This is a genomic window from Vibrio sp. PNB23_22_6 (genome assembly GCF_052877535.1).
This window is the reverse complement of record NZ_JBNFXP010000011.1, coordinates 51298-76036: the sequence shown is the minus strand read 5'-3', so window position 1 is coordinate 76036 and position 24739 is coordinate 51298. Positions and strand designations below refer to the sequence as shown.

The 24739-nt window shown below is 46.4% G+C and carries 16 protein-coding genes; 10 read left to right on the top strand and 6 right to left on the bottom strand.

The features are described from left to right. Nucleotides 1–137: 137 nt before the first annotated feature. Both dksA and sfsA read right to left on the bottom strand, forming a co-directional pair. Nucleotides 138–584, bottom strand: a complete 447-nt coding sequence (gene dksA / locus ACVA54_RS10850; RefSeq protein ID WP_099079854.1) for an RNA polymerase-binding protein DksA — start codon at nucleotides 582–584, stop codon at nucleotides 138–140. 137 nt (nucleotides 585–721) lie between these two features. After that, the gene (sfsA, locus tag ACVA54_RS10845) at nucleotides 722–1438 is read right to left on the bottom strand and encodes a DNA/RNA nuclease SfsA (RefSeq protein ID WP_099079855.1); all 717 of its coding nucleotides are present in this window, start codon (nucleotides 1436–1438) and stop codon (nucleotides 722–724) included. Nucleotides 1439–1504: 66 nt separating this feature from the next. Between sfsA and hrpB the strand changes: the two genes are divergently transcribed. From hrpB to ACVA54_RS10795, 10 genes are all read left to right on the top strand, one after another. Continuing rightward, a complete protein-coding gene (gene hrpB / locus ACVA54_RS10840; protein ID WP_446649603.1) occupies nucleotides 1505–3973 on the top strand; it encodes an ATP-dependent helicase HrpB in 2469 nt (822 codons plus the stop codon). Next, nucleotides 3966–6356 carry a penicillin-binding protein 1B gene (gene mrcB / locus ACVA54_RS10835; protein WP_099079856.1) on the top strand — a complete coding sequence of 797 codons (2391 nt, stop codon included), beginning with the start codon at nucleotides 3966–3968 and terminating at the stop codon, nucleotides 6354–6356. The genes hrpB and mrcB overlap by 8 nt, the downstream gene beginning before the upstream one ends. A gap of 88 nt (nucleotides 6357–6444) precedes the next feature. Beyond that, the gene (locus tag ACVA54_RS10830; protein WP_119463526.1) at nucleotides 6445–8757 is read left to right on the top strand and encodes a patatin-like phospholipase family protein; all 2313 of its coding nucleotides are present in this window, start codon (nucleotides 6445–6447) and stop codon (nucleotides 8755–8757) included. 270 nt (nucleotides 8758–9027) lie between these two features. After that, nucleotides 9028–11616 carry a bifunctional aconitate hydratase 2/2-methylisocitrate dehydratase gene (gene acnB / locus ACVA54_RS10825; RefSeq protein ID WP_099079858.1) on the top strand — a complete coding sequence of 863 codons (2589 nt, stop codon included), beginning with the start codon at nucleotides 9028–9030 and terminating at the stop codon, nucleotides 11614–11616. Nucleotides 11617–11713: 97 nt separating this feature from the next. Next, nucleotides 11714–12082, top strand: a complete 369-nt coding sequence (locus tag ACVA54_RS10820) for a YacL family protein (RefSeq protein WP_099079859.1) — start codon at nucleotides 11714–11716, stop codon at nucleotides 12080–12082. Nucleotides 12083–12270: 188 nt separating this feature from the next. Continuing rightward, nucleotides 12271–12609 carry a P-II family nitrogen regulator gene (locus ACVA54_RS10815; protein ID WP_099079904.1) on the top strand — a complete coding sequence of 113 codons (339 nt, stop codon included), beginning with the start codon at nucleotides 12271–12273 and terminating at the stop codon, nucleotides 12607–12609. 25 nt (nucleotides 12610–12634) lie between these two features. Then, nucleotides 12635–13864 (top strand): ammonium transporter, encoded by a 1230-nt coding sequence (locus ACVA54_RS10810; protein ID WP_099079860.1) that lies wholly within the window; start codon nucleotides 12635–12637, stop codon nucleotides 13862–13864. Between the two features lie 150 nt (nucleotides 13865–14014). Then, nucleotides 14015–15028 carry a Fe(3+) ABC transporter substrate-binding protein gene (locus ACVA54_RS10805; protein WP_446608775.1) on the top strand — a complete coding sequence of 338 codons (1014 nt, stop codon included), beginning with the start codon at nucleotides 14015–14017 and terminating at the stop codon, nucleotides 15026–15028. Between the two features lie 99 nt (nucleotides 15029–15127). After that, nucleotides 15128–16753 carry an ABC transporter permease gene (locus ACVA54_RS10800; protein ID WP_446596099.1) on the top strand — a complete coding sequence of 542 codons (1626 nt, stop codon included), beginning with the start codon at nucleotides 15128–15130 and terminating at the stop codon, nucleotides 16751–16753. After that, nucleotides 16753–17784, top strand: a complete 1032-nt coding sequence (locus tag ACVA54_RS10795; protein WP_099079863.1) for an ABC transporter ATP-binding protein — start codon at nucleotides 16753–16755, stop codon at nucleotides 17782–17784. The genes ACVA54_RS10800 and ACVA54_RS10795 overlap by 1 nt, the downstream gene beginning before the upstream one ends. A gap of 102 nt (nucleotides 17785–17886) precedes the next feature. Here the strand turns inward: ACVA54_RS10795 and ACVA54_RS10790 are convergent, their stop codons facing one another. The 4 genes from ACVA54_RS10790 to ACVA54_RS10775 form a co-directional block, all read right to left on the bottom strand. Then, the gene (locus ACVA54_RS10790; protein WP_099079864.1) at nucleotides 17887–19299 is read right to left on the bottom strand and encodes a phosphoglucomutase/phosphomannomutase family protein; all 1413 of its coding nucleotides are present in this window, start codon (nucleotides 19297–19299) and stop codon (nucleotides 17887–17889) included. A 125-nt stretch (nucleotides 19300–19424) separates the two neighbouring features. Further along, a complete protein-coding gene (locus ACVA54_RS10785; protein WP_119463524.1) occupies nucleotides 19425–21833 on the bottom strand; it encodes a GH36-type glycosyl hydrolase domain-containing protein in 2409 nt (802 codons plus the stop codon). Between the two features lie 86 nt (nucleotides 21834–21919). Continuing rightward, on the bottom strand, nucleotides 21920–23839 hold the full coding sequence (locus ACVA54_RS10780; protein WP_446643000.1) for a beta-N-acetylhexosaminidase: 1920 nt from the start codon (nucleotides 23837–23839) through the stop codon (nucleotides 21920–21922). 8 nt (nucleotides 23840–23847) lie between these two features. Beyond that, nucleotides 23848–24738: a BadF/BadG/BcrA/BcrD ATPase family protein gene (locus ACVA54_RS10775; RefSeq protein WP_446649602.1), complete on the bottom strand. Its 891-nt coding sequence runs from the start codon at nucleotides 24736–24738 to the stop codon at nucleotides 23848–23850. Between the last annotated feature and the right edge of the window lies 1 nt (nucleotide 24739).

Below are 24739 nucleotides of genomic sequence, written 5' to 3'. Positions count from 1 at the left end.
CGCTTTGTTCTCAAACATTTCCTCTACGCTATTGTTGAGCACTTGCTTACTGTGGTTGGTATTATTTGGGTATATAAATTAAACCAAAACAAAAAGGGAGCCTGAGCTCCCTTTTAGTAATCATAATGCTTGGTCGATTAACCTTGCATTTGCTTCTCTTTGATTTCTGCAAGTGTTTTACAGTCAATACAAAGATCTGCTGTTGGGCGCGCTTCAAGACGACGGACGCCAATCTCAACGCCACAAGACTCACAGAAGCCGAAATCGTCTTCGTTAATTTTGTCTAGCGTTTTCTCGATCTTCTTGATCAAGCGACGTTCACGGTCACGGTTACGCAGTTCTAAGCTGAACTCTTCCTCTTGAGAGGCACGGTCAACTGGATCTGGGAAGTTTGCGGCTTCGTCCTGCATATGGTGTACAGTGCGACCGACTTCTTCCCTGAGCTGATTACGCCAAGCTGTTAAGATTTTAGTAAAGTGTTCCACTTGCTCTGGTGACATATACTCTTCACCAGGCTTTTCCTGATATGGCTCCACACCAGCAATGGCTAGGATGCCTATCGTTTTTTTCTTTGATTCTGGCATACAGCATCTCCTACTTACACCTAGTCAACTGCTATGCAGTCAATTTAAGGCGGGTATCTATAGCAAAAAGAGACGAAGCAGGCAATCACTGAATTATAAACTTATCGTCATTGTGAAGATAACATCATTTTTTTCAATTAATTGATAAAATCAACAGCAGAAATTAGTTTGATTTCAGTATCGCTTAGTTCTGCTTTATAGCAGAGCACTTCTACTCCAGCGTTTTGTGCTTGTTTTAGTAACATTGAATATTTCGCGTCTATATGGTGTGCCGCGGATACTTTTTCAATGCCTGAATGTAAAACAGTGAATAAAAGTATGGCTCTACTTCCATTTTGTGCCATATCTGTGAGTTCTCTCAGGTGCTTTTGACCTCGTGTGGTGACGGCATCTGGGAAATAGCCTTGTCCTGATGGGGTTTCTTCATCAAGCAGAGTGACGCTTTTCACCTCTATATAGCACTTTGGTTTGTCGCTTGCGCTGAGCAAGATATCAATTCGGCTATTTTCATTGCCGTATTTCACCTCAGTTTGAAGTTGGTCATATCCAATGAGTTCTGAAATAACATCATTTTCAATGGCTTCGACGGCTAATTGGTTAGCGCGAGCGGTATTGACACAGATTCTGTGCCCTTGTGCGGTCTCACTAAGCTCCCAACTGTTTGGGTATTTTCGCTTAGGGTTATCCGAGGTGGAGTACCAAACTTTGTTGCCAGGTGTTGCACAACCTGTCATTGCACCAGTGTTAGCACAATGGATGGTACGAACTTCACCGTTATCTAATTCGATATCGGCAAGAAAGCGTTTGTAGCGTTTGAGCAGAGTTGCTGACTCTAGAGTAGGTTCGAAATGCATTTTGCTTATTTAGACGGGAAAGTTTTATGTACAATGTTGCCACCATTACAACACAGGGTATTTCCTTTGTCACAATTGCCGATTGAAGCCGTGATGCCGCAATTACTTACGGCGGTCAAAAATCAACATCAAGTGATCCTCAAAGCCGCTCCAGGGGCTGGTAAGTCAACCTATTTCCCATTGCAACTTGTGAAAAATCAAATTGTGTCAGGCAAGATCGTGATGCTCGAACCTCGACGTTTGGCGGCGCGCAATATTGCTCGTTACCTAGCGCAGCAACTGGGTGAGCAAGTTGGGGAGCGAGTGGGCTATCGAGTTCGCGGTGAGACAAAGGTAAGCCAGCATACTCAGCTCGAAATTGTCACGGAAGGGATCATGACACGAATGATCCAAAATGACCCTGAGTTAGATGGCATCGATCTACTGATCTTTGATGAATTTCATGAGCGCAGTATTCATGCAGATACCGCTTTAGCGTTCAGCCTTGAAGTGCAAGAAGCACTACGTGATGATCTTAAGCTGTTGGTGATGTCGGCAACGCTCGATCAAGACGCATTGCAAACCTTGTTACCCGATGCGGCTTATATCGAATCCCAAGGCCGTAGCTTTGAGGTGGAAACGCGCTATTTTCCTTTAGGGACAAACGATCACTTGCCAACCTCAATGGCAAAAACGATCGAGAGTTTGATGCACAAAGAGCCTGGCTCTCTGCTTGCTTTCCTTCCTGGTGCCGCGGCGATTAAACAGGTGGAAGAACGTTTATCACACCTACCTGATAACATAGAAGTGTGCCCGCTTTATGGGCAACTCAGTTTCGCTGAGCAGCAAAAGGCCATCTCTCCAACGATTTCAGGCAAGCGTAAAGTTGTGCTAGCGACGAACATTGCCGAAACGTCGTTGACCATTGAAGGTATTCGCCTGGTGGTGGATTCAGGACTAGAACGCGTCGCGCGCTTTGACTTGAAAAATGGATTAACCCGCCTTGAGCAAGTTCGAATTGCACAGTCATCGGCGATACAGCGTGCAGGTCGCGCAGGACGTGTTGAAGAGGGTATCTGTGTTCGACTTTATTCTGAGGCCCAGTTTAAGCAGCAACCCCAAGTACCACAGCCAGAAATTCTCCACACCGATCTCGCTAGTTTGGTGATGGAATTAGCGTTTTGGGGGGCCGGCGATATCTCCGCACTCAAATGGTTGAATATCCCATCAGCAGCCTCTCTTGCACAGTCTAAGCAATTGTTAGCTTCTTTGCGATTGCTAACGGAGTCAGGGCAATTATCGCCGGATGGTAAAATCGCTCATGAGTTGGGCGTTGAGCCTCGCTCTGCGGCTATGCTCATACAAGCGCAACATCATAGTGAAAAGATGCTAAATACCGCGCTGGCAGCGGTCGCCCTTATTGAAGAGCCAGAGCGCAATGTGGCGAATATTGCTCATAGTTTGCATCGCTGGGTGAGTGGTATCCACCCGAAAAAGTCGATGATGCTAAAGCGAGCGCAAACCCTTGCTCATAAACTGGGTTCTACATTCAATTTGTCTGCGATAGATGAAGCGTTATTACCTTTAGTGTTGAGTTTGGCATTTCCTGATCGTATCGCGCAACAAAGAGCCAACCAGTACGGTCGTTTTACTTTAGCTAACGGACATGGTGCGGAGTGTCGACCAGAAGAAATGTTGGGTGGCTGCGAGTACTTAGTCGCGATAGATTTGATGCGCTCTCACTCTAATTCGAGCCAAATTCACTTGGCTTGCGAGCTAGATATCAATACCTTACAAGACGCTTTCGCTACGCTTTTTTCTTCAACCGAAATGGTTGATTGGGATAACGATAAAGGGCGATTGATTGCGGAGCAACAGCTCAAGCTCGGGCAGTTGGTCATTAAGCGCGAAACGTTGCCAAGCCCGGGTAAAGAAAAAATGACACAAGCTTTACTCACTTATGTCCGTCGTCACGGCTTACAGAGTTTAAACTGGACATCGGCCGCCGATAATTTATTAGAGCGTATTCGCTGTGCAGTGGAGTGGTTACCTGAGCAGGCTTGGCCGAGTTTTGATGAGACAAGTCTACTGGAGAGCTTAGAGGAATGGCTAGAGCCTTATATGGGTGCGGTATCATCGGTGAAAGATCTTGAGAAAGTGAACTTGAGTGAAGCGCTGAATGCGCGACTCGGTTGGCCTTTGAATCAAAACATCGATGAATGGTTACCACAAGATTACCGTTTACCAACTGGCTCAAAAAAGCGCATTCGTTACCAATTTGGCAGTGAGCCCGTATTGTCGGTGCGCATGCAAGAGGTGTTTGGCGAAAGCGCTTCACCGACCGTGGCATTGGGGCGCAAGCGATTGGTGCTTGAATTGCTTTCTCCAGCGCAGCGTCCACTTCAGGTGACGAAAGACTTAGCCGCATTTTGGGCGGGAAGTTATAAAGAAGTACAAAAAGAGATGAAAGGGCGTTACCCCAAACACGTATGGCCAGATGACCCTGCCACCCATGTAGCGACAACGAAAACAAAAAGACAATTAAATAATGACTGATACAAAAAAGCCGCACGAAAAAAAGGCGCCAGCGAAGAAAACCACCGCGACGAGAAGTCACGCATCAAGCAAAGGCACTGCTAAGCGTACTCGTCGTGCACCATCGAAAAAGCCAAATCGTAATAAACGCTCTTGGCTGAAGATGTTATGGTCATTTTGTTGGAAAGCGGGGATCGCATTAGCTGCGGTATTGGTGTTTGTTGGCATTTATTTAGATAGCGTGGTGAAAGATCGCTTTGATGGTCAGTTATTTGAGTTGCCTACGGTGGTCTATGCTCGCATTCTTAATTTAAGTCCGGGCGATAATCTGACCATTCAAGAGATGCGTAACGAACTGGATGTGTTGAATTACCGTAAAGTGAGCCAGCCTCGCTATCCGGGGGAGTATTCATCTTCATCGACGCGTATTGAATTAATCCGTCGCCCATTCGAGTTTGCCGATGGTCCTGAGCCAGATCGCCATGTCATGTTGCATTTTTCTAGCAGTGGTTTACAGCGTATTCAATCGTTGGAATCAAAAGGGGAGCTAGGTTATCTACGCATTGAACCTAAGATGCTGGGTATGTTGGAAAAAGATCAAAATGAACAGCGTTTGTTCTTACGTCGTGATCAATTCCCTGAGATTCTTGTTGATGCACTTCTTGCAACTGAAGACCGTGACTTCTACCAACACGATGGAGTATCTCCACTTGCGATCGGTCGCGCTTTGGTCGCCAACATCAAAGCAGGACGCACGGTACAAGGTGGCAGTACACTGACTCAACAGTTGGCAAAAAACTTATTTTTAACTCGTGATAAAACCTTATGGCGTAAGGTGCGTGAAGCGTACATTGCGCTGATTCTGGATTACCGCTACAGCAAGGACCGTATTCTTGAAGCGTACCTCAACGAGGTGTATTTGGGGCAAAGCGGTGGTGATGCGATCCATGGCTTTGGCTTGGCTTCACGCTACTATTTTGGTCAACCGATCCAAGAGTTGCGTATTGATCAGTTAGCGATGCTAGTCGGAATGGTGAAAGGGCCATCTTATTACAACCCGATTCGATACCCAGAGCGCACGAAAGAACGCCGTGATTTGGTATTGCGCCTGCTTATGCAGCAAAACATGCTGACCTCAGAGCAATACGAGCAAGCGGTAAATCGTCCGCTCGATACACAAAGCAAGCCGCGTATTGCGAGTCGCCAACCTGCGTATTTCCAACAGCTGAATATCGAACTGAAAGAGAAAGTTGGCGATCAATTTAAGGCTGAGACGGGCTTGCGTTTGTTTACATCACTTGATCCAGTCTCGCAAAGTAAGATGGAAAAAGCGATCGCCAAGAAAATTCCTGAACTTGAAAAGCGCGCAGGTAAAGAGTTAGAAGCGGCAGCGGTGGCGGTGGATCGTCACAGTGGCGAAATTCGTGCCATGGTGGGGGGGAAGCGAGTCGGTTATGAAGGTTTTAACCGCGCGTTGAATGCGAGCCGCCCGATAGGTTCGCTAGTGAAACCAGCTATTTATTTAACAGCATTGGAACAACCAGAGAAATACAACTTGGCAACCACATTACATGACACACCGCTCAGCCTGAAAGGCAGTAAAGGGTCAGTATGGTCGCCACGTAATTTTGATCGTAAGTTCCGTGGTGATGTGCCGCTGTATATGGCTCTTGCTAAGTCTCTCAACGTTCCAACGGTACGCCTTGGTATGCAACTTGGTATTCCAGAAGTGTCAGCAACTTTAGAACGTTTGGGTGTTAACAAAGATGAGATCCGCCCAGTGCCATCGATGTTTTTAGGTTCATTTTCGTTAACGCCTTTACAGGTCGCACAGATGTACCAGACAGTGACGAATTCAGGTAAACGCGCGAAGTTGAGCGCACTACGTTCAGTGATCGATATGAACGGCAATGTGTTGTATCAATCGTTGCCTCGTTCTGCGCCAGCGGTGGATGAGCAAGCCGCATGGTTGACAACTTATGCGATGAAGCAAGGTGTTACGCAAGGTACTGGCCGTTTCCTACAAAGTCAGTTTTCATGGGCGGCATTGGCGGGAAAAACAGGCACCAGTAATGATAGCCGTGATAGTTGGTTTGTTGGGGTAGATGGTCGTGAAGTCACCACGATTTGGCTTGGCCGCGATGATAACAAGTCCACCAAACTTACCGGTTCAAGCGGTGCGCTTCGTGTTTATGCGGAATACTTAACACAACGTATCCCTGAAAGGTTGGAGTTGCCGTGGCCAAAAGAGGTGACCACATTGGGCTTTAAGCCAACACCTAATGGTGCGCTAGAGATGAATTGTCGTAGTCAACATAAATTGCCAGTGTGGGATAAAACGGGGCAGATAAAACAGCAATGTGAGAAAAAGTCGAATTGGTTGAATAGTTTATTTGATTGGTAAGACCATCAAAAACACCATCTATGACTTGTTTCGCTGTTCAAATCTTAGTAAAAGTAAGGTGATTAATACTCAGTAAAGGAAGATGTGAATGTTCAAAAAGCTGCCCTCAAATTCATTGGCGCATCGTTTTGCGTTTTGGGTCTGCTTCTTGATTGCAGCCCCTTCTTTTGCTCAACCTCTCGAAGAAGATGCCGCTCGTCCGAAGGTTGCGGTGGTGCTTGCTGGTGGTGGAGCAAAAGGTGCCGCCCATATCGGTGTACTCAAAGCACTTGAAGATATGCACATTCCTGTCGATATCATTACAGGCACGAGCATGGGGGCGTATGTCGGGGGTCTGTATGCCTCTGGCATGAGTGCCGATGAAATTGAAAGCTTTATTTATAGTGTTGACTGGAATAGTGGTTACCGAGACCGCGTAGACCGTAGCCAACGCCGTGTTCGTGATAAAGAGTATGAAGACCGATACCAAATTAACACCGATTTAGGTGTGCGATTTGGTGAGATTAGAGCACCAACTGGGGTGGTACAAGGGCAAAATATGTTGCGTATTTTGCGAGAGACCACGGGTAACCTTGGTCGTTTTGACTCTTTCGATGATCTCGTTATTCCATATCGTTCCGTGGCGACAGACATCTTGGAACTAGAAGAGGTGGTTCTGGCTGATGGTTATTTAGTTGATGCCATGATGGCAAGTATGTCGGTGCCAGGTGCTCTCCCTCCTTATGAACTCAATGGCCATATGTTGGTCGATGGTGGTGTTGTCAATAACATGCCCGTCGACGTTGCACGTTCGATGGGGGCTGATATTGTGATTGCAGTCGATATCAGTACTGATTACAACACCAAAGAAGATTTTACTGGCCTGTTTGCGGTTGCTGATCAGCTATCCAACTATTTAGTACGCCGCAGTACTCAAGATCAAGCCGCAACGCTTAACGATGATGATGTTTACCTTCGTCCAGATGTTGGCCAAATGGAGACGGTTGAGTTTGATAAGATGCCAAGCGCATTTCAAGCTGGTTACCAAATCACGAAGAAGCAAAAATCAAAATTGAGTGCGTTAAGCCTTTCCAGCGCGGAATACCAAAAGTATATCGATCAGAAACAAGATATACGCCGAGATCTGGTGTATGGCGATGAACGTATCGTTGATCAAATCGTTATCGTAAATAACACCCATTATAGTGATGTGTTGTTGACCAATCGTTTGGAATTAGAAACAGGGCGCCCTATCGAGACGGCTGAAATTGAAGAGGCTGTGGACAGTCTGTATGCGTTGGATCGTTTCGAATTGATCACGTATCACTTTGAAGAGATTAACGGGGTAAACTTGCTGGTATTTGATGTCAATGAAAAATCTTGGGGACCCAACTACCTTAACTTTCGTTTTTTCCTTGAAGATGATTTCAAGACTGACAGTCAATACGGCATTGGAATGTCGGCAAACTTCACAGACTTAAACTCTCATGGTGCCGAGTTGGCATTTAACATTGATATGGGCACCGATAAGCTTATCGAGACGGAACTGTATTCCCCAGTACTTTCTAGCCAGGAGCTGTTTGTCTCCGGTAAGCTCAGTTATCGCTCTGAAAATCGCAATATCCCACTGAATGATTTTGAAAATCCAGATCTCGGTTCGGTCTATGACTTTTTCCCTGTCTCGTATACCGAATTTATGGGCGAGTTATCCGCGGGGGGGCAGCCAACATTGTGGCAAGAGTTTCGAGTGGGTGGGCGTTATTCGACAGGAACAATTGAATTATCGACGTTCGCTTCTGCAGGGGATATTGATTATGAGCGTTTAGGTGTTTTCGCCAACTACCGCTTAGATACACTGGATGATTTTGCTTTTCCCACTCGAGGAATATTGCTGGACTTAGACTACTTGGTTTCTCATGACAAGAGTCCTGAAGGGTTTAGCCAAATTAATACAAATGACAGCGTAGAAGACACCGTATATGAAATCGCTGCTCGATTTAAAGGCGCGGTAAGTCTTCAGCGTCATACTTTAGTCGGGCAAGCGGAATACAGCGTTGTTGAAAGCAAAAACTCGGCGATTCCACTCGATCCGAGAGAGATCGGCGGCTTCCTGAATTTATCGGGTATTCCTAGAAATAGCTTGATCGGACAAAACCTATTTTTTACGAGCTTAGTGTACCGATATCGATGGATGGACAATGATTTCGGGTTGTTTGAAGCGCCTGTTTACTTAGGCGCGTCGCTTGAACACGGTGGTGTTTGGTCGGATAACGATCTGAAGCTCAATGAAGCGCCACTGTATAATGCTGCATCGGTTTTCTTTGGGGTAGACTCTCCAATTGGGCCAGTCATGTTGGCATACGGTCGTACAGAGCAAGAGTTAGATGCTGTGTACTTGATCGTTGGCACATCATTTAAATAAAAAGGTAATGAGCCGCAAAATCTTTGCATATTTAGCTAATATATACCGGACTTTAGTCGTAAGTTGCTATGTTGGTCAAAGTGGGGAGATTTTAATTTAAAGTTAAATTTGCTATTCTGTCGCCCACAGTTTGGCCTCTACGACGCTGTTTCTCAATCAAGAATTGAATGAAAACAAGGGCAATGGAGAGCCAAGTTTCCAAGGATGTTCACTCCTTTACTTTAACAATAGTAATTAATAAAGGAGGAACCGCAATGAGAGGAAAAAGTCGTGCTTGAAGCCTACCGTAAACACGTCGAAGAGCGTGCTGCCGAAGGAGTTGTTCCTAAACCGCTAGACGCTGAACAAGTTGCTGGACTTGTTGAACTTCTGAAAAATCCCCCACAAGGTGAAGAAGCATTTATTCTTGACCTACTAGAAAACCGTATCCCACCGGGCGTAGATGAAGCTGCTTATGTAAAAGCGGGCTTCCTAACGGCGGTAGCAAAAGGTGAAGTGGCATCACCATTAGTAAGCCGTGAAAAAGCGGCTGAGCTACTAGGTACGATGCAAGGCGGTTACAACATCGCTCCACTAGTTGAATTGCTAGATGATGACCTACTAGCGGCAATCTCAGTTAAAGCGTTGTCTCACACATTGCTGATGTTCGATGCTTTTTACGATGTAGAAGAGAAAGCCAAAGCAGGCAATACATTCGCACAACAAGTCCTACAATCTTGGGCAGATGCGGAATGGTTCACCTCAAAAAAGAAAGTCGCAGAAAAGATCACCGTTAAAGTCTTTAAAGTAACGGGTGAAACCAACACAGATGATTTATCTCCAGCACCAGATGCTTGGTCTCGTCCAGACATTCCAGTACACGCGAAAGCGATGCTGAAGATGGAGCGTGATGGTATCAACCCAGATCAGCCTGGCAGCGTTGGTCCTATCAATCAAATTGAAGAGCTACAAAAAGACGGTATCCCGCTAGCCTACGTGGGTGATGTTGTTGGTACGGGCTCTTCACGTAAATCAGCAACAAACTCCGTGCTTTGGTTTATGGGTGAAGATATCCCATTTGTACCAAACAAGCGCACGGGCGGTATCTGTCTAGGTGGTAAAATTGCGCCTATCTTCTACAACACAATGGAAGACTCGGGCGCACTGCCGATTGAATTAGATGTACAAAACATGAACATGGGTGATGTAATTGACATCTATCCATACGAAGGTGTTGTGCGCAAAAACAGTGAAGAGATTTCTCGCTTTAAACTGAGTACAGTATTGCTTGACGAAGTTCGTGCTGGTGGTCGTATTCCTCTGATCATCGGTCGTGGTTTAACAAGCCGTGCTCGTGCATCTCTTGGCCTAGAAGAAACGGAGTTATTCGCTAAGCCAGTGGATCCTTCAGCGTCAGACAAAGGCTACACATTAGCTCAGAAGATGGTTGGTAAAGCATGTGGCGTAGAGGGTGTGCGTGCAGGTCAATACTGTGAGCCTAAGATGACAACGGTCGGTTCTCAGGATACAACCGGTCCAATGACGCGTGATGAGCTAAAAGATCTTGCGTGTCTTGGCTTCTCGGCGGATCTAGTGATGCAGTCATTCTGTCACACTTCAGCATATCCAAAGCCTGTTGACGTAAACACGCACCACACGCTACCTGATTTCATCATGAACCGTGGCGGTGTATCGCTTCGTCCAGGTGACGGCGTTATTCACTCATGGCTAAACCGTATGCTTCTACCTGATACTGTAGGTACAGGTGGTGACTCGCATACTCGTTTCCCTCTCGGTATTTCATTCCCTGCTGGCTCTGGTCTGGTTGCGTTCGCTGCGGCGACAGGCGTTATGCCACTGGATATGCCAGAGTCAATCTTGGTGCGCTTTAAAGGCGAAATGCAGCCGGGTATCACGCTACGTGATCTCGTTCATGCGATTCCTTACTACGCAATTCAACAAGGTCTACTGACGGTTGAGAAAGCAGGTAAAATCAACGAATTCTCTGGTCGTGTACTAGAAATCGAGGGTGTTGAGCACCTAACGGTTGAACAGGCATTCGAATTGTCTGATGCTTCTGCAGAGCGCAGTGCGGCTGGTTGTACGGTTAAGCTGTCTCAATCGTCGATCGAAGAATACCTAAATTCGAACATCACCATGCTTAAGTGGATGATCTCGGAAGGTTACGGCGACCGTCGTACAATCGAGCGTCGTATCACAGCGATGGAAGAGTGGTTGGCAAACCCAGAACTGATGGAAGCGGATGCAGATGCCGAATACGCACACATCATTGAAATTGATCTAGCGGATATTCACGAACCAATCCTATGTGCACCAAACGATCCGGATGACGCCCGTCTTCTGTCTGAAGTGCAAGGCACACAAATTGATGAAGTGTTCATCGGTTCTTGTATGACTAACATTGGTCACTTCCGAGCAGCAGGTAAACTGCTAGAGCAATTCGGTGGTCAACTTAACACTCGTCTATGGGTGGCGCCACCAACGAAGATGGACCGTGACCAACTGACGGAAGAAGGTTACTACGGTATTTACGGCCGCGCTGGAGTTCGTATTGAAACCCCTGGGTGTTCACTATGTATGGGTAACCAAGCACGAGTAGCAGATAAAGCAACAGTCATGTCGACTTCAACGCGTAACTTCCCGAACCGTCTAGGTACAGGTGCGAATGTATACCTTTCTTCAGCAGAGCTTGCTGCAGTAGGCGCGATTCTAGGTAAGATCCCAACCAAGGAAGAGTACTTAGAATACGCGAAGCAAATCGATGCGACAGCAGCTGATACTTACCGTTACTTGAACTTCCATAAAATGGATGAGTACACTAAGAAAGCGGCAGAAGTGATCTTCCAAGAGCCAGCATAAGCTGAGTACACAAACACAAAGCACCTCATTGAGGTGCTTTTTTTATGGGCGCAATTCGTTATACTCCGCACCAAATTGATACGAAAAGGCAATCTCGATGGAATTTGAATTCATCCGTAATACTTTGATGGGCGAATACTATGTCAAATGCAGTATGGGGCATGAGATTGTAGGTCGATGGTTACAAGAAGAAATTGGAAAAGATCCGGCCAAAATTTCTCAAGTTGAAGCGTTAGTTGATCAGGCTTTTTCTTCACCTTCTCAAGAACATAAATTAGTGGGTTCAGAGATCAGTTTGATGATTCAAGGCGACGAGGTGTTAGTACAAGAAAATGCACTTTCGCATGAATATGAAGTAGAGATGGAAAGTGAGTTTGATTTCTACGATGCAGAGAGTACAGCGAACTGTGGTATAGAGGATTTCTGTGCCCTGATTGATCAGTGGAAAGACTTTTTGGGCATGTGATGCACAGTTTTGGGTGATCTAAATCATATTGCCTTATATTTGTGAAAAGGGCGCACCATCTCGGTGCGCCTTTTTTTGTTTTAACGTTATTGTTTTTGTTATTTTATTTATAATCAATGGCTTATAAAGTTGGCATGCAGATTGGATTATTAAAAGTGTATAAAGATGAAAGCTGCGGAGAAGATTCAATGAAAATCATAAATGCCATTATAAAACCTTTTAAGTTGGATGATGTACGTGAAGCATTGGCTGATGCTGGTATTGAAGGGATGACAGTATCAGAGGTTAAAGGCTTCGGTCGCCAAAAGGGCCATACGGAGTTGTACCGTGGCGCTGAGTATCAAGTCGATTTTCTACCAAAAGTAAAACTAGAAATCGCGACACATGCAGACAATGTAGAGCGCGTGGTAGAAGCGATCACCAAAGCGGCTCAAACAGGGAAAATTGGTGACGGCAAGATTTTTGTCTACGACCTAAGCCAAGCGGTGCGTATTCGTACGGGTGAAATGGACGCAGAAGCACTTTAAGAATTCAATGGATTGGAGAACTATCATGGAATTAACAACCACGGTTACTGAATTACGTTACGCACTCGACACCTTTTTCTTTCTCATTTCCGGTGCGTTAGTCATGTGGATGGCAGCGGGTTTTGCCATGCTGGAAGCGGGCTTGGTTCGCTCTAAAAATACGACAGAAATTCTAACGAAAAACATCTGTCTGTACGCAATTGCTTGTACCATGTTCCTGTTGGTCGGCTACAACATTATGTATGTTGATAACAGCGAAGGTGGTTGGCTACCATCATTTGGCGCACTTATTGGTACTCAAGGTGAAGGTGCTGACCACTCACTGGAGTCGGACTTCTTCTTCCAGGTTGTATTTGTCGCAACCGCAATGTCAGTCGTCTCTGGTGCGGTTGCTGAGCGTATGAAGCTTTGGTCGTTCCTTATCTTCTCCGTAGTACTAACGGCATTCATCTACCCAATGGAAGGTTATTGGACATGGGGCGGCGGTTTCTTATCAGCAGCTGGCTTTAGTGATTTTGCTGGCTCAGGTATCGTACACATGGCGGGCGCATCAGCAGCGTTAGCTGGTGTATTGCTGCTTGGTGCGCGTAAGGGTAAGTACGGAAAAAACGGCGAAATTTACCCTATTCCAGGTTCAAACATGCCACTTGCGACACTGGGTACCTTTATTCTTTGGTTCGGCTGGTTCGGTTTCAACGGTGGTTCTCAGTTAATGGTGTCTGACTTTGAGAATGCAACGGCCGTAGGTCAAATCTTTTTGAACACCAATGCAGCAGCGGCTGCAGGTGCCATTGCTGCACTGTGCGTATGTAAGACAACATGGGGTAAAGCAGACCTGACTATGATTCTTAACGGTGCATTGGCAGGTCTGGTTGCGATTACCGCAGACCCGCTATCACCATCCCCACTATACTCCGTCGCTATCGGTGCGGTATCGGGTGCTCTAGTCGTATTTAGCATCATTGCTCTAGATAAGCTTAAGATTGATGATCCAGTTGGTGCTATCTCAGTTCACGGTGTGTGTGGTTTCTTTGGGCTAATGGTTGTGCCACTAAGTAACGGTGATGCAACGTTTGGTGCTCAGCTTCTTGGTGCGGCAGTGATTTTTGCTTGGGTATTCGGTGCGAGCCTAGTGGTATGGGCCATCCTAAAAGCAACGATTGGTATCCGCGTGTCAGAGGAAGAAGAGCTAGAAGGCATGGATATGCATGATTGTGGTGTTGGTGCTTACCCTGAGTTTGTTACCGTAAAATAAGGCTGAATGGCTTAATATAAAATTTGCGTCGCTATTAAAAAACCTGCCTAAACGCAGGTTTTTTTAATTTGAGTCATTGTTTTCAAATTGGACATGCATATAATAACGCAACTGATAAACGTTATCATTAGCATATTGAAGGATTGAACAATGAAAAAACTGCTAGCCCTTTCCGCGATGACATGCGCAACGTTGGCTCCAGCGGCAATGGCTGCTGAGGAAGTGAACGTCTACTCTTACCGTCAACCTTTCCTAGTTGAGCCTATGTTTAATGAGTTCACTAAAGATACTGGCATCAAAGTAAACGTTAAGTTTGCGAAACAAGGTCTAGCAGAGAAGTTGGCTCAAGAAGGCGAATACAGCCCAGCTGACGTAATCCTTACCACAGACATCAGCCGTCTAGCGGAACTGACTAACAAAGGTTTAGTTCAAAAGGTAGACAGTAAAATCATTGAAGAAAATGTACCAGCACAGTACCAAGATAAAGAAAACGAATGGTTTGCTCTAACGCTACGTACTCGTAACGTTTACTCTTCACGTGACCGTGTTGGTAAGCTAGGTAGCGACTTCAACTACGCAGATCTAGCAAAGCCAGAATTCAAAGGCAAAATCTGTACTCGTAGCGGTAAGCACCCTTACAACGTATCTCTCGTTTCTTCTATGATCGCACACCACGGTGAAGCGGAGACAAAAGAATGGCTAGAAGGCGTAAAAGCGAACCTAGCTCGTAAGCCGCAAGGTAACGACCGTGGTCAAGTTAAAGCGATCAAAGAAGGCCTCTGTGATGTTTCGCTAGGTAACAGCTACTACCTAGGTAAGATGGTGAACGATAAAGAGCAGAAAGCTTGGGCTGATGCGGTATACATCAATTTCCCTAACCAAGACACTACGGGTACACACGTAAATATCTCTGGCATGGCGATGGCGAAATACTCTCCAAACCAAGAGAATGCGGTAAAATTAATGGAATTCCTTACGGGCGATAAAGCACAGCAAATGTACGCAGAAGTGAACTATGAGTATCCAGTAAAAGAGGGCGTAAAGCGTTCTGAGTTAGTGGAGTCGTGGGGTGATTTCTCTGCGGATAAGATTTCTCTAGACGAGATTGCTGCAAATCATGAAGCGGCAATTAAGCTTCTAGATGAAGTGAAATTTGACCTTTAATTCCTTGTGGGGGTATAACTATACTCCCATTTGATTAAAGGATATGAGATGTACTTGCACCTGCATTTATATTTCATATAGCCTTGAAGTATTTAGGCAATGAAAGATAAACGTTCTCTATGGAAAACCAGTAGCGGAGTGATAGCTCTGTTACTGGTTTTGCCGATCTTAGCGATCTTCTATACCGCCATTGGCGAAACGGATGACTTGTTCGCCCACTTAATGGCAACGGTTATGCCGACTTACATCTACAACACCGTCACACTGACGGCGGGTGTGATGATGCTTTCCCTTATTCTTGGCATTCCTAGCGCATGGTTCATGGCCATGTGTAAGCTGCCAACCGAGAAGTGGTTGCAATGGGCATTGGTGCTACCGCTCGCTATGCCGGGTTATATCATTGGTTACATTTTTACCGACTGGTTTGATTTTGCCGGTCCAATCCAGATTTTTTTACGTGATATAACGGGTTGGGGGCCAGGGGAGTATTGGTTCCCTGATATTCGCACCTTGTCTGGTGCCACTTTTGTGCTTTCTCTTGTGCTATATCCGTATGTGTATTTGCTGTGTCGCGCTGCATTTATGGAGCAAAATGTTTCCTTATTACAAAGTGCCCGCTTATTAAAGTGCTCTCCTTGGGAGAGTTTTTGGCGTATATCGATGCCTTTGGTTCGCCCCTCGATTGCCGTTGGTTTGTCGCTTGTAGCAATGGAAACCATCGGCGATTTTGGCACGGTTAGCTATTTCGCAGTCAATACGTTAACCACGGCCGTTTATGATACTTGGCTTGGTTACTCGAACCTTAATGCTGCCGCTAAGATATCTGCGTTGATGTTGATGGTTGTCGTGTTGTTATTGAGTGCTGAACGTTACAGTCGTCGTAAGCAAAAGCTTTTCCAAAGTCAATTTAATAGCCATGAGGAATTTCGCTATAAGCTAACAGGATGGAAGAAGTGGGGCGCATTAATCTGGTGTTGGGGCCTAGTTGCCATTGCCTTTATATTTCCATTGCTTCAGCTTGTTGATTACGCGATCACCTATTTTGCTCAAAGCTGGACGCCTGAGTTCCGTGAATACGCGTGGAATAGTTTCGTGGTGTCGATCATTGCGGCAATTATCGGGGTTGTGATTGCTTTGGTTGTTAATTTTAGTCAGCGAGTCAATGGTGGACGTACTAGCTTAGTTTTTATGCGTTTATCTTCAATGGGTTATGCTGTGCCTGGTACCGTGTTGGCCATTGGTGTGATGGTGGCGGTACTGTTTATGGATCACCGCGTTAACGATTTTGCTAAAGCGATGGAGTGGAGCAGACCGGGGCTGATTTTCTCTGGTTCAATGTTTGCGTTGATCTTCGCTATGGTGGTGCGTTTCTCTGCAGTCGCAATTGGCAGCGTGGAAAGCAACTTGAATAAGATTTCTCCATCATTAGACATGGCCTCTCGAACCATGGGCTGTACGCCGAATACCATGCTATGGCGAGTGCATTTTCCATTGGTAAAACGCGGTGCATTGATCGCCGGACTCTTAGTGTTTATTGAGTCGATGAAAGAGCTCAACGCAGCGTTGTTACTGCGCCCATTTAACTTTGAAACGCTGGCGACGTATGTGTATAACTTCGCCTCGGATGAACATTTAGAATTGGCTGCCCTTCCGGCGGTATTACTGGTTCTTGTTGGGTTGATCCCGCTTGTTGTTGTTAACCGTTCATTGGAGCAAAATCACTAATGAGTTGCGCACTATCAATTAGAAACTTAACTTGTCAGTATGACGCTCAAACTGTCCTTGAGTCCCTTTCTCTTGAGGTAGAGCAAGGGCAAATCGTATGTCTACTTGGTGCGAGTGGCTGCGGTAAAACAACGTTATTGAAAGCCATTGCTGGTTTGTTGCCACTAAGTTCAGGTCAAATGAGCTTAAACTGCCTTACTATTGATGATGGTGAAAACTGGTTGCCTCCAGAGCAGCGTAATATCGGGATGATTTTCCAAGACTATGCCTTGTTCCCCCACCTGACTGTGGCAGAGAACATCGCGTTTGGCTTGAAGAATGAAACGGCACAACAAAAGCTCCTTAAAGTAGAGGAAATGTTGGGTTTAGTGCATCTAAAAGGCTACGGTGATCGCTATCCTCATCAGCTTTCCGGTGGTCAGCAACAGCGCGTGGCGATTGCTCGATCGCTCGCTTACAAGCCAGACCTGCTACTGCTTGATGAACCGTTCTCGAACATCGATACCCAAGTTCGCCATGAGTTAATTGGTGAGATCCGCAAGATCTTTAAAGAGCAGGGTGTTACGGCGATTTTTGTGACTCACAGTCGTGAAGAAGCTTTTGCTTTTGCAGATAAGATGGCGGTAATGAACCATGGTGTCATAGAGCAGTATGGCACAGCGTCTGAGTTGTACTACCAACCTTCGAGCAAGTTTGTCGCGGATTTCTTAGGTGGTGGCAGTTATCTTGCGGCAAAACGTATTTCTGATAGCGAGTTTGAAACCCATTTAGGTCTGGTCGAAGCGAATGCTCAGCAAGCGATTCCAGTTGATGCTGAATGTGCGTTATTACTGCGCCCGCAGCATGTACAGATTGAAGCCAATGAAGAGAGTGCAGTGAAAGTACTGGAGCTGCACTTTATGGGCGATCATTGCCGTTATGTGATTGACGTGAATGGTGACCGTTTGTTGGCGACTTCATCCCAGGCGTTAAATGTGGGTGATAGCGTGACGGTAAAAGTGGAAACTCAAGGCGTGCTGGCTTTTGCTTAACACAAACAACCTGAGTTTAGGTAAAAACAAAAAGGCCCGGCGGTGATGCCGGGCAAGTGTTCTTCACCTATAGGATTGTGCTCGGACAGTGCACAAGGTCAGTTATAGAGACAAAAAGTCTTTAAACTGTTGAAGAACACGTTCCGCAGTGTCCTTATTTTGCATTTCTGCAAAAATTCGCAGTAGTGGCTCTGTACCTGAGAAGCGGGCAATGATCCAGCCACCGTTCTTGAAGTACACTTTTGCCCCATCTTCGTAGTTGACTTTTTCGATTTCAAACTCAAACTCAGGCAACAGTTTTTCCACATAGATCTTGTTGAACAGTACTTCTTTTTGCGCTGGTTTGAATTTGCAATCGCCTTCCGCCATGTAGGCATAGCCGTACTTGCCGTAGATTTCATCGAGAAGTTCAGACAATTTCTTACCTGTCACGGAAATCATCTCCACCAACAAGCTTGAGGCGAATACGCCATCTTTACCTTTGATGTGGCCGCGAATGGTCAAGCCGCCAGAGCTCTCTCCACCAATAAGTGAGTCGTCGGCTTCCATTTGTGAGCTGATGTGTTTAAAGCCTACAGGCACCTCAAAGCACTTTTCGCCATGATCTTCCGCGATTTTGTCGAGCAGGTGTGTGGTCGCGATATTACGTACCACCGAACCTTTCCAGCCCTTGTACTCAAGCAAGTAGTAGTAGAGCAGGAGCAACACTTCATTTGGATGAATAAAGTGGCCTTTTTCGTCGATAATGCCAAGGCGGTCAGCGTCACCATCCGTACCGATACCGATGTCGTAGCCTTCCTGTTCGACAAGGTGCATCAAACGGTATAGTGTTGCTGCACTTGGTGAAGGCATCAAGCCACCAAAGTCTGGGTTCTTACCATCGTTGATTACGTCTACTTCACAGCGGCCATTAATCAATACCGTTTGTAGCGCGTTTTTCGCGACACCAAACATCGGGTCGACTAATACGCGTAGGTTGGCTTTTTTGATTGCTTCGATGTCAATGAAATTGATGATCGAATCAACGAACGCGTTCATCGGGTTGATGATTTCAATCAGTTTGTCTTCGATAGCTTGGTCAAAATCGACAAACTTAACTTGGTCCAAGGTTAAGTGCGCAATTTGCTCTTCAATTTTCTGTGTGATCATCTCATCTGCATCACGGCCGCCTTCGATGAAGATTTTTACGCCGTTGTAATCCGCCGGATTGTGAGAGGCAGTAATACATGCCGAATAAGCGCAGTTCATTTCTTTCGCTTGAAACATCACGATAGGGGTTGGGACAAACTTGTCGATGAAGCTAACAACAATGCCATTGGCTGCGAGTACTTCTGCGAACCAACGTCCAGCCTTGTCAGAAAGGAAACGACGGTCATAGCCAATCACAAAACCACGGTCGGCAACTGACTCGGCATTGGTGATGTTTGCGACTGCTTGGGCAACTAAACGTACATTATCTTTGGTGAACTCCTCACCGATAAATGCACGCCAACCGCCTGTACCAAATTTGATCATGATTCGATCCTCGATAAGAGCGGCATCCCACCGCCTCTTAAATCTTTGTTAGCGAACCGATGCACTTATCAAATTCAAGCGCATCGGATCAATCAAAAGGGGAGAAGTTCTCCCCTAAAAGATGATTAACCTAGAGTAACGATAACTTCGTTTACAGAGCCTTCAGCTTGAACTGGCACTGATGCACCATTTACTGCTTCACCGTTCACGGTAATTGACTTAACGCCTTTGCTCACTGAATCTGGGTTGACCACTTTGATGTTGTACGTTGCACCTAGCCACTGACGAGTCACTTCGAAACCAGGCCAGTTGGTTGGGATACAAGGATCGATAGTTAGACCGTCGAAGCCTGTACGCACACCAAGGATAAAGTTGGTAACAGCGAAGTAAGCCCAGCCAGATGTACCCGTTAGCCAAGGGTGGTTTGCACGGCCGTGGTCTTGGTGGTCACGACCCATGATGAACTGCACGTATGAGTAAGGTTCTGCAATACGTTTTTCGATGATGTCGTTTTGATTGTATGGGTTCAGTGCATCGTAGAACTTCATTGCACGGTCTCCACGGCCCAATTTTGCCTCTGCTACCCAAGCCCATGGGTTTGGGTGCGAGAAGATAGCGCCGTTCTCTTTTACGCCTTGGTAAACGCGAGTCACGAAGCCGATGTCATCGTTTGGTGTTGCGAATGATGGTGAGTTTAGGTGCAGGCCGTATTCAGAGAATAGGTTCTCGTCGACAGCGTCCATCGCTTTCTCACCGCGCTCTTGAGATACCGCACCAGAAAGTACCGCTAGCGTGTTTGACTCAAGGTGTACTCGGCCTTCTGCTTGCTGCGCTGTACCGATCTTGTCGCCATTCTTCGTCAGACCACGGATGTACCAACCGCCTTCGTCGTCCCAAAGGTGTGTTTCACACGCTTCACGAACGTTGGCTGCCATTTCAGTGTATTTCTTAACGTCGGCGTCTTTGCCTAGGTATTTCGCTAGGTCGATGAACTCTTGCAGTGCCCAGAAATGCAGGAACGACACCATTGAAGACTCACCACCACCTAGGTTTAGACAGTCGTTCCAGTCTGCACGCAGACCTTTACAGATACCGGTTTGACCCACGTATTCAGCCGAGAAGTCTAGTGCTGCTTTCATGTGATCATAAACCGTTGCATCACCGCCGTCAGCGTAAGGGATCACTTCGTCGAAGAAGCTGTGCTCACCTGTTTCCATCACATACTTACAGATGGTTGGGACTAGCCATAGGTGGTCATCAGAACATGTATCTTCAATACCGTGGATCTTGTCTTCATCAGACGGAGTAGGAACAACGGTTGGGGATTTCGATGGTTTAACATCTGCTTTTTCTGGATCGAACCAATCTGGATCGAATAGGTGCAGACCGTAACCCGCTTTCACCTGACCACGTAGCAGGTCGACGATACGTTTACGCGTCATTGCTGGGTTAGCGTGAGGGACTGAAATTGCATCTTGCGCCGTATCGCGGTAACCAAGACCAGTACGACCACCCACTTCGATGAATGAAGCAAAACGAGACCACACCACACAAGTTTCTGCTTGGTATAGTGTCCAAGTGTTGATCATGGTGTCTAGACCTTCGTTTGGCGATTTCACTTGGAACTTGCCACAACGCTCATCCCAGTGTGCTTTGATACCTGCAAATGCATTGTCGACTTCTGCAAGATCTTGGTACTTAGCACGTAGACGGTCACCGTTGCCTTTACCGATACCTAGAATGTAAGCAAAACGAACTTCTTCACCTGGTTGGATAGTGAATTGCTTGTGCAGAGAGCCACAGTGGTTGTAACACGTTTGTGCGGTGTTGAAACACTTACCTTGTTCTACCGCTAGCGGGTTTGCTTCGTCACGGTATAGGCCTAGGAAGCTGTCACGCTGACCATCGTATGAATCTGGGTCAAACGTAGACGCTAGGTAGTAGAAGCCTTCGAAATCGTTAGTGTTGTAGTACAGGTCGTACTCAATCACACCTTCGTTGTATGATGTTCCGGCAGAGTACAGAGACATCTGATGGTTTTGGTTATCAGATTGAATGTGGCTGAATGAGAACTCAACAAATGAGAACGCACTGATTGTACGTGGTTTATCTGAAGTGTTCTTGATAACGACATCCCAAACTTCTGCGTCTTCGCCTTTTGGTACGAATAGCGTTTTCGTTGCCGTAATACCGCTGTATTCACATTTGAACTTAGAGTAAGACAAGCCATGACGAACTTCGTAGTTTGCTTCGTCTAAGCTCTTAGCAACGGGTTGCCACGAGATTGACCAGTAATCACCTGTCTCATCATCACGTAGGTAAACGTAGTGTCCTGGGCGATCGAATGTCGCGTTTGGACGGAATTTAGTAACACGGTTGTATTCTGGAGAGTTATAGAACGAGTAGCCCCCCGCGTTGTGCGAGATAACCGTACAGAATTTCTCAGTACCTAGGTAGTTTGTCCATGGTGCTGGTACGTCAGGTCGAGTGATGACGTATTCGCGATTCTCGTTATCGAAATAGCCGTATTTCATTTGTATCTTTCCTTTTTACTAAGCTGCGTCTGCAGCCAAAAATTTAAAAACTCTTTAAGCGCGATGCGTTGGCGTCTGGCTTGGTATTACTTCCACGGTTTACGGTAATTCACGCCCTGCAAATCAAGCAGAGGAAGGTGACCTTTCAAACGTGATAAATAGTCGGTCCAATCGCGGTGTTGTTTTTCAGTCCAACATGCTTCTGCCATGGCAGTTAGGCGAGGGAAAATCATGTAGTCCATGCGCGATGGGGTGTTTATGATTTCGCACCATAGAGCGGTTTGAATGCCCCAAATGCGTTTTCTGATCGGGTCGTCAGCAGGTACTTCTTCTAGCGGTTCGTAGTTGTAGGCTTTCTCTAATGGCAGTGGATTGGCCCAGTCTACGCCCGGCTCTTCGGGGGCGTAATCTTGGGCCATGTCCAGATAAGTGGTTTGCGCTGGTTGCAGTACCACATCAAAGCCTTGGCGAGCGCAGTTCAATGCGGCTTCTTCGCTTAGCCATGAATAGATCACTGTGTCTTTGCTGACCTTGTTGCCGTGTTGGGCTTCTTCCCAACCTAGCATCCGTTTGCCAAGTTTGCGCAGTTTGTCTTCTGCATGACGTAAGAAGTGACCTTGCAATTCTTTGTAATCGGTGTAATCCAACTGCTCCATAAATGCTTGGCAAGCAGGGCTTTTCGACCACACGCCATTAGGCACTTCGTCTGCGCCAATGTGGACGTAAGGGGCAGGGAATAGCGCAGCCACCTCTTCAAGCACCTTGTCGATAAACTCGTAGGTACCCGGTAAAGCCGGGTTGATGACGTTATCGTTGTAATGCTGAATACTGCGGTACTCAGTGGTGTCTTCTGCTTCAACCAATAGATGTGGCAGAGACTTGATGGCTGCGCGGCAATGGCCAGGTACATCAATCTCAGGAATGATGGTGATGCCACGCTGTGCTGCAAATGCGATAACGTCTTTGATCTCTTCTTGGGTGTAGAAGCCACCATAACGCTCTGATAAATGGGTGTACTGTGGCTCGATGGTTTCATCGATGCCACGCCACGCGCCAATGTCAGTCAGTTGTGGTAACGATTTGATTTCGATGCGCCAGCCTTCATCATCCGTTAAATGCCAGTGGAAAGTATTAAATTTGTAATGCGCCAACAAGTTGATCAGGCGTTTAACTTGATCCACCGAGTGGAAATGGCGAGCACAGTCCAACATCATGCCGCGGTAACGAAAGCGTGGGCTGTCTTTGATCGAACAGCACACGACTTCCATGGTATTGGTCGCTTCATCTCGTTTTAGTAGCTGCAATAAAGTTGCACAAGCATGGGTAAAGCCAGACGAAGAGCCTGCTTCAATCTTGATTGACTCTTCTGATACTTTGAGCTTATATGCCCCTTCATCCTGTGTTGGGTTGCTTTTGAAAATGATCTTGCCGCTGTTAGAAGAAGAAAGTGCAAATTGGTGAATACGCTGGAGCTCTTCTAGTAACCACGCTTTTGCTGAGTTCGCTAAGTCGGTGTAAATTGCAACGCCAGCTTGTTCATCAAACGTGAACGAGTGGTCGCTGACTTCAATATGGTTCGGTTTTGGCAATAACGGTTGAGCGTGGGTTAAGCTTGCTGGAATGTCGCTGCGTTCACGATAAGGTGAAGCTAAAACGATAGGTGTGACATCGACCTGTGCGCGTTGAGGTTGACCATCAACAACAAAATCGATCATCGCTTCATTAAAACCGTCTGAGTAGTAACGGAATGGATTAGAGCCAATGCTGAATTCGCAGTAATAGTGGTGGTTGGCGGCCAGCACCACACCTTCTGGTTTGAGAGTGCAAAAGCTACCAACCTGAGTTAGTTGACCATTTGAAACGCTATCTGGAAGGATGTAACGATCAAAAGCGAAAGTCAGGCTCCAGCTATTTAGAGCCTGATCACTCAAGTTATGAAAAGTCAGTCCCAAACGGCAGTTTTGTTTTTGCTCAGAAAGCACAACGAGATCAATACGATATTCCATGTTTACTCCTACTCAACACTCACCGAGTAAAGGTTATGTTCTGGCTTACCAGCAAACATAATGGCTCCTTCAATCGCATCAAACTGAGGTTCGACCACCCACTGTTGAACTGGTGGAGACAACCAGTTCAGAATTCGCTCTGCGATACTGCCCATCAAGCAAATGCGCGTTGCACCGCGTTTATTAAGCGCGACCAAGAACATTTCAATATCGTTAGCAGTTTGTTTGAGTATTTCTATCGCCAACGTATCGCCTTGTTCAGCGTGTTGAAAAATAGCCGGGGAAAACTGACCATAATCTCGAGGCAATGCGTGCTTAGACCATGCCACTACGTTGTCGATATCGTTTTGAAAAAATTCCATGATGTGCGTTGCTAATGGTGTTTTTTCTCGGATGCCATCCTCTGCAAGTAAGACTTGTTGGATGAGACGTAACCCCATTACCGCGCCACCACCTTGATCGGATATTGGGAACTCACGACCACCAACAACATGTTGCTCAAGACCTTTAAGGTAAATACCGCAAGAACCAGTCCCTGCAATCATGATCGCACCATCTTTACCATTGTGCGCACCGATACAAGCACCGTAAGCATCGGTATTGAGTGTCATACTGGCAAATGGGTGCTCTAAAGCCATGAATGCTTGCCAAGAGGTTTTATGTTCCGCACCTGCTAGAGCCAGCCCTACGTGCATAGAAGCGAAATCTTGTTGAGTTAGACCACCTTGTGCTGCCGCTGAAGCAATAGATTCAAGAATCGACGCCATCGCGATTTCTGCGCCCAGCATGATGTTTGCACTGCCGCTTTTGGCTTCACCAATGAAGTTGCCTTGTGCGTCTTTGATTCGAGCGCGGCATGACGTGCCGCCCCCATCAATGCCTACAAAATACATCCCCATG

Bases quoted from the DNA above. Each gene is read 5' to 3' on its own strand.
- ACVA54_RS10795 (WP_099079863.1), top strand. From the start codon at position 16,753: ATGAGTTGCGCACTATCAATTAGAAACTTAACTTGTCAGTATGACGCT.
- ACVA54_RS10775 (WP_446649602.1), bottom strand. From the start codon at position 24,738: ATGGGGATGTATTTTGTAGGCATTGATGGGGGCGGCACGTCATGCCGC.
- ACVA54_RS10820 (WP_099079859.1), top strand. From the start codon at position 11,714: ATGGAATTTGAATTCATCCGTAATACTTTGATGGGCGAATACTATGTC.
- ACVA54_RS10815 (WP_099079904.1), top strand. From the start codon at position 12,271: ATGAAAATCATAAATGCCATTATAAAACCTTTTAAGTTGGATGATGTA.
- ACVA54_RS10785 (WP_119463524.1), bottom strand. From the start codon at position 21,833: ATGAAATACGGCTATTTCGATAACGAGAATCGCGAATACGTCATCACT.
- ACVA54_RS10800 (WP_446596099.1), top strand. From the start codon at position 15,128: ATGAAAGATAAACGTTCTCTATGGAAAACCAGTAGCGGAGTGATAGCT.
- sfsA (WP_099079855.1), bottom strand. From the start codon at position 1,438: ATGCATTTCGAACCTACTCTAGAGTCAGCAACTCTGCTCAAACGCTAC.
- ACVA54_RS10830 (WP_119463526.1), top strand. From the start codon at position 6,445: ATGTTCAAAAAGCTGCCCTCAAATTCATTGGCGCATCGTTTTGCGTTT.
- mrcB (WP_099079856.1), top strand. From the start codon at position 3,966: ATGACTGATACAAAAAAGCCGCACGAAAAAAAGGCGCCAGCGAAGAAA.
- ACVA54_RS10780 (WP_446643000.1), bottom strand. From the start codon at position 23,839: ATGGAATATCGTATTGATCTCGTTGTGCTTTCTGAGCAAAAACAAAAC.
- dksA (WP_099079854.1), bottom strand. From the start codon at position 584: ATGCCAGAATCAAAGAAAAAAACGATAGGCATCCTAGCCATTGCTGGT.
- ACVA54_RS10790 (WP_099079864.1), bottom strand. From the start codon at position 19,299: ATGATCAAATTTGGTACAGGCGGTTGGCGTGCATTTATCGGTGAGGAG.
- ACVA54_RS10805 (WP_446608775.1), top strand. From the start codon at position 14,015: ATGAAAAAACTGCTAGCCCTTTCCGCGATGACATGCGCAACGTTGGCT.
- ACVA54_RS10810 (WP_099079860.1), top strand. From the start codon at position 12,635: ATGGAATTAACAACCACGGTTACTGAATTACGTTACGCACTCGACACC.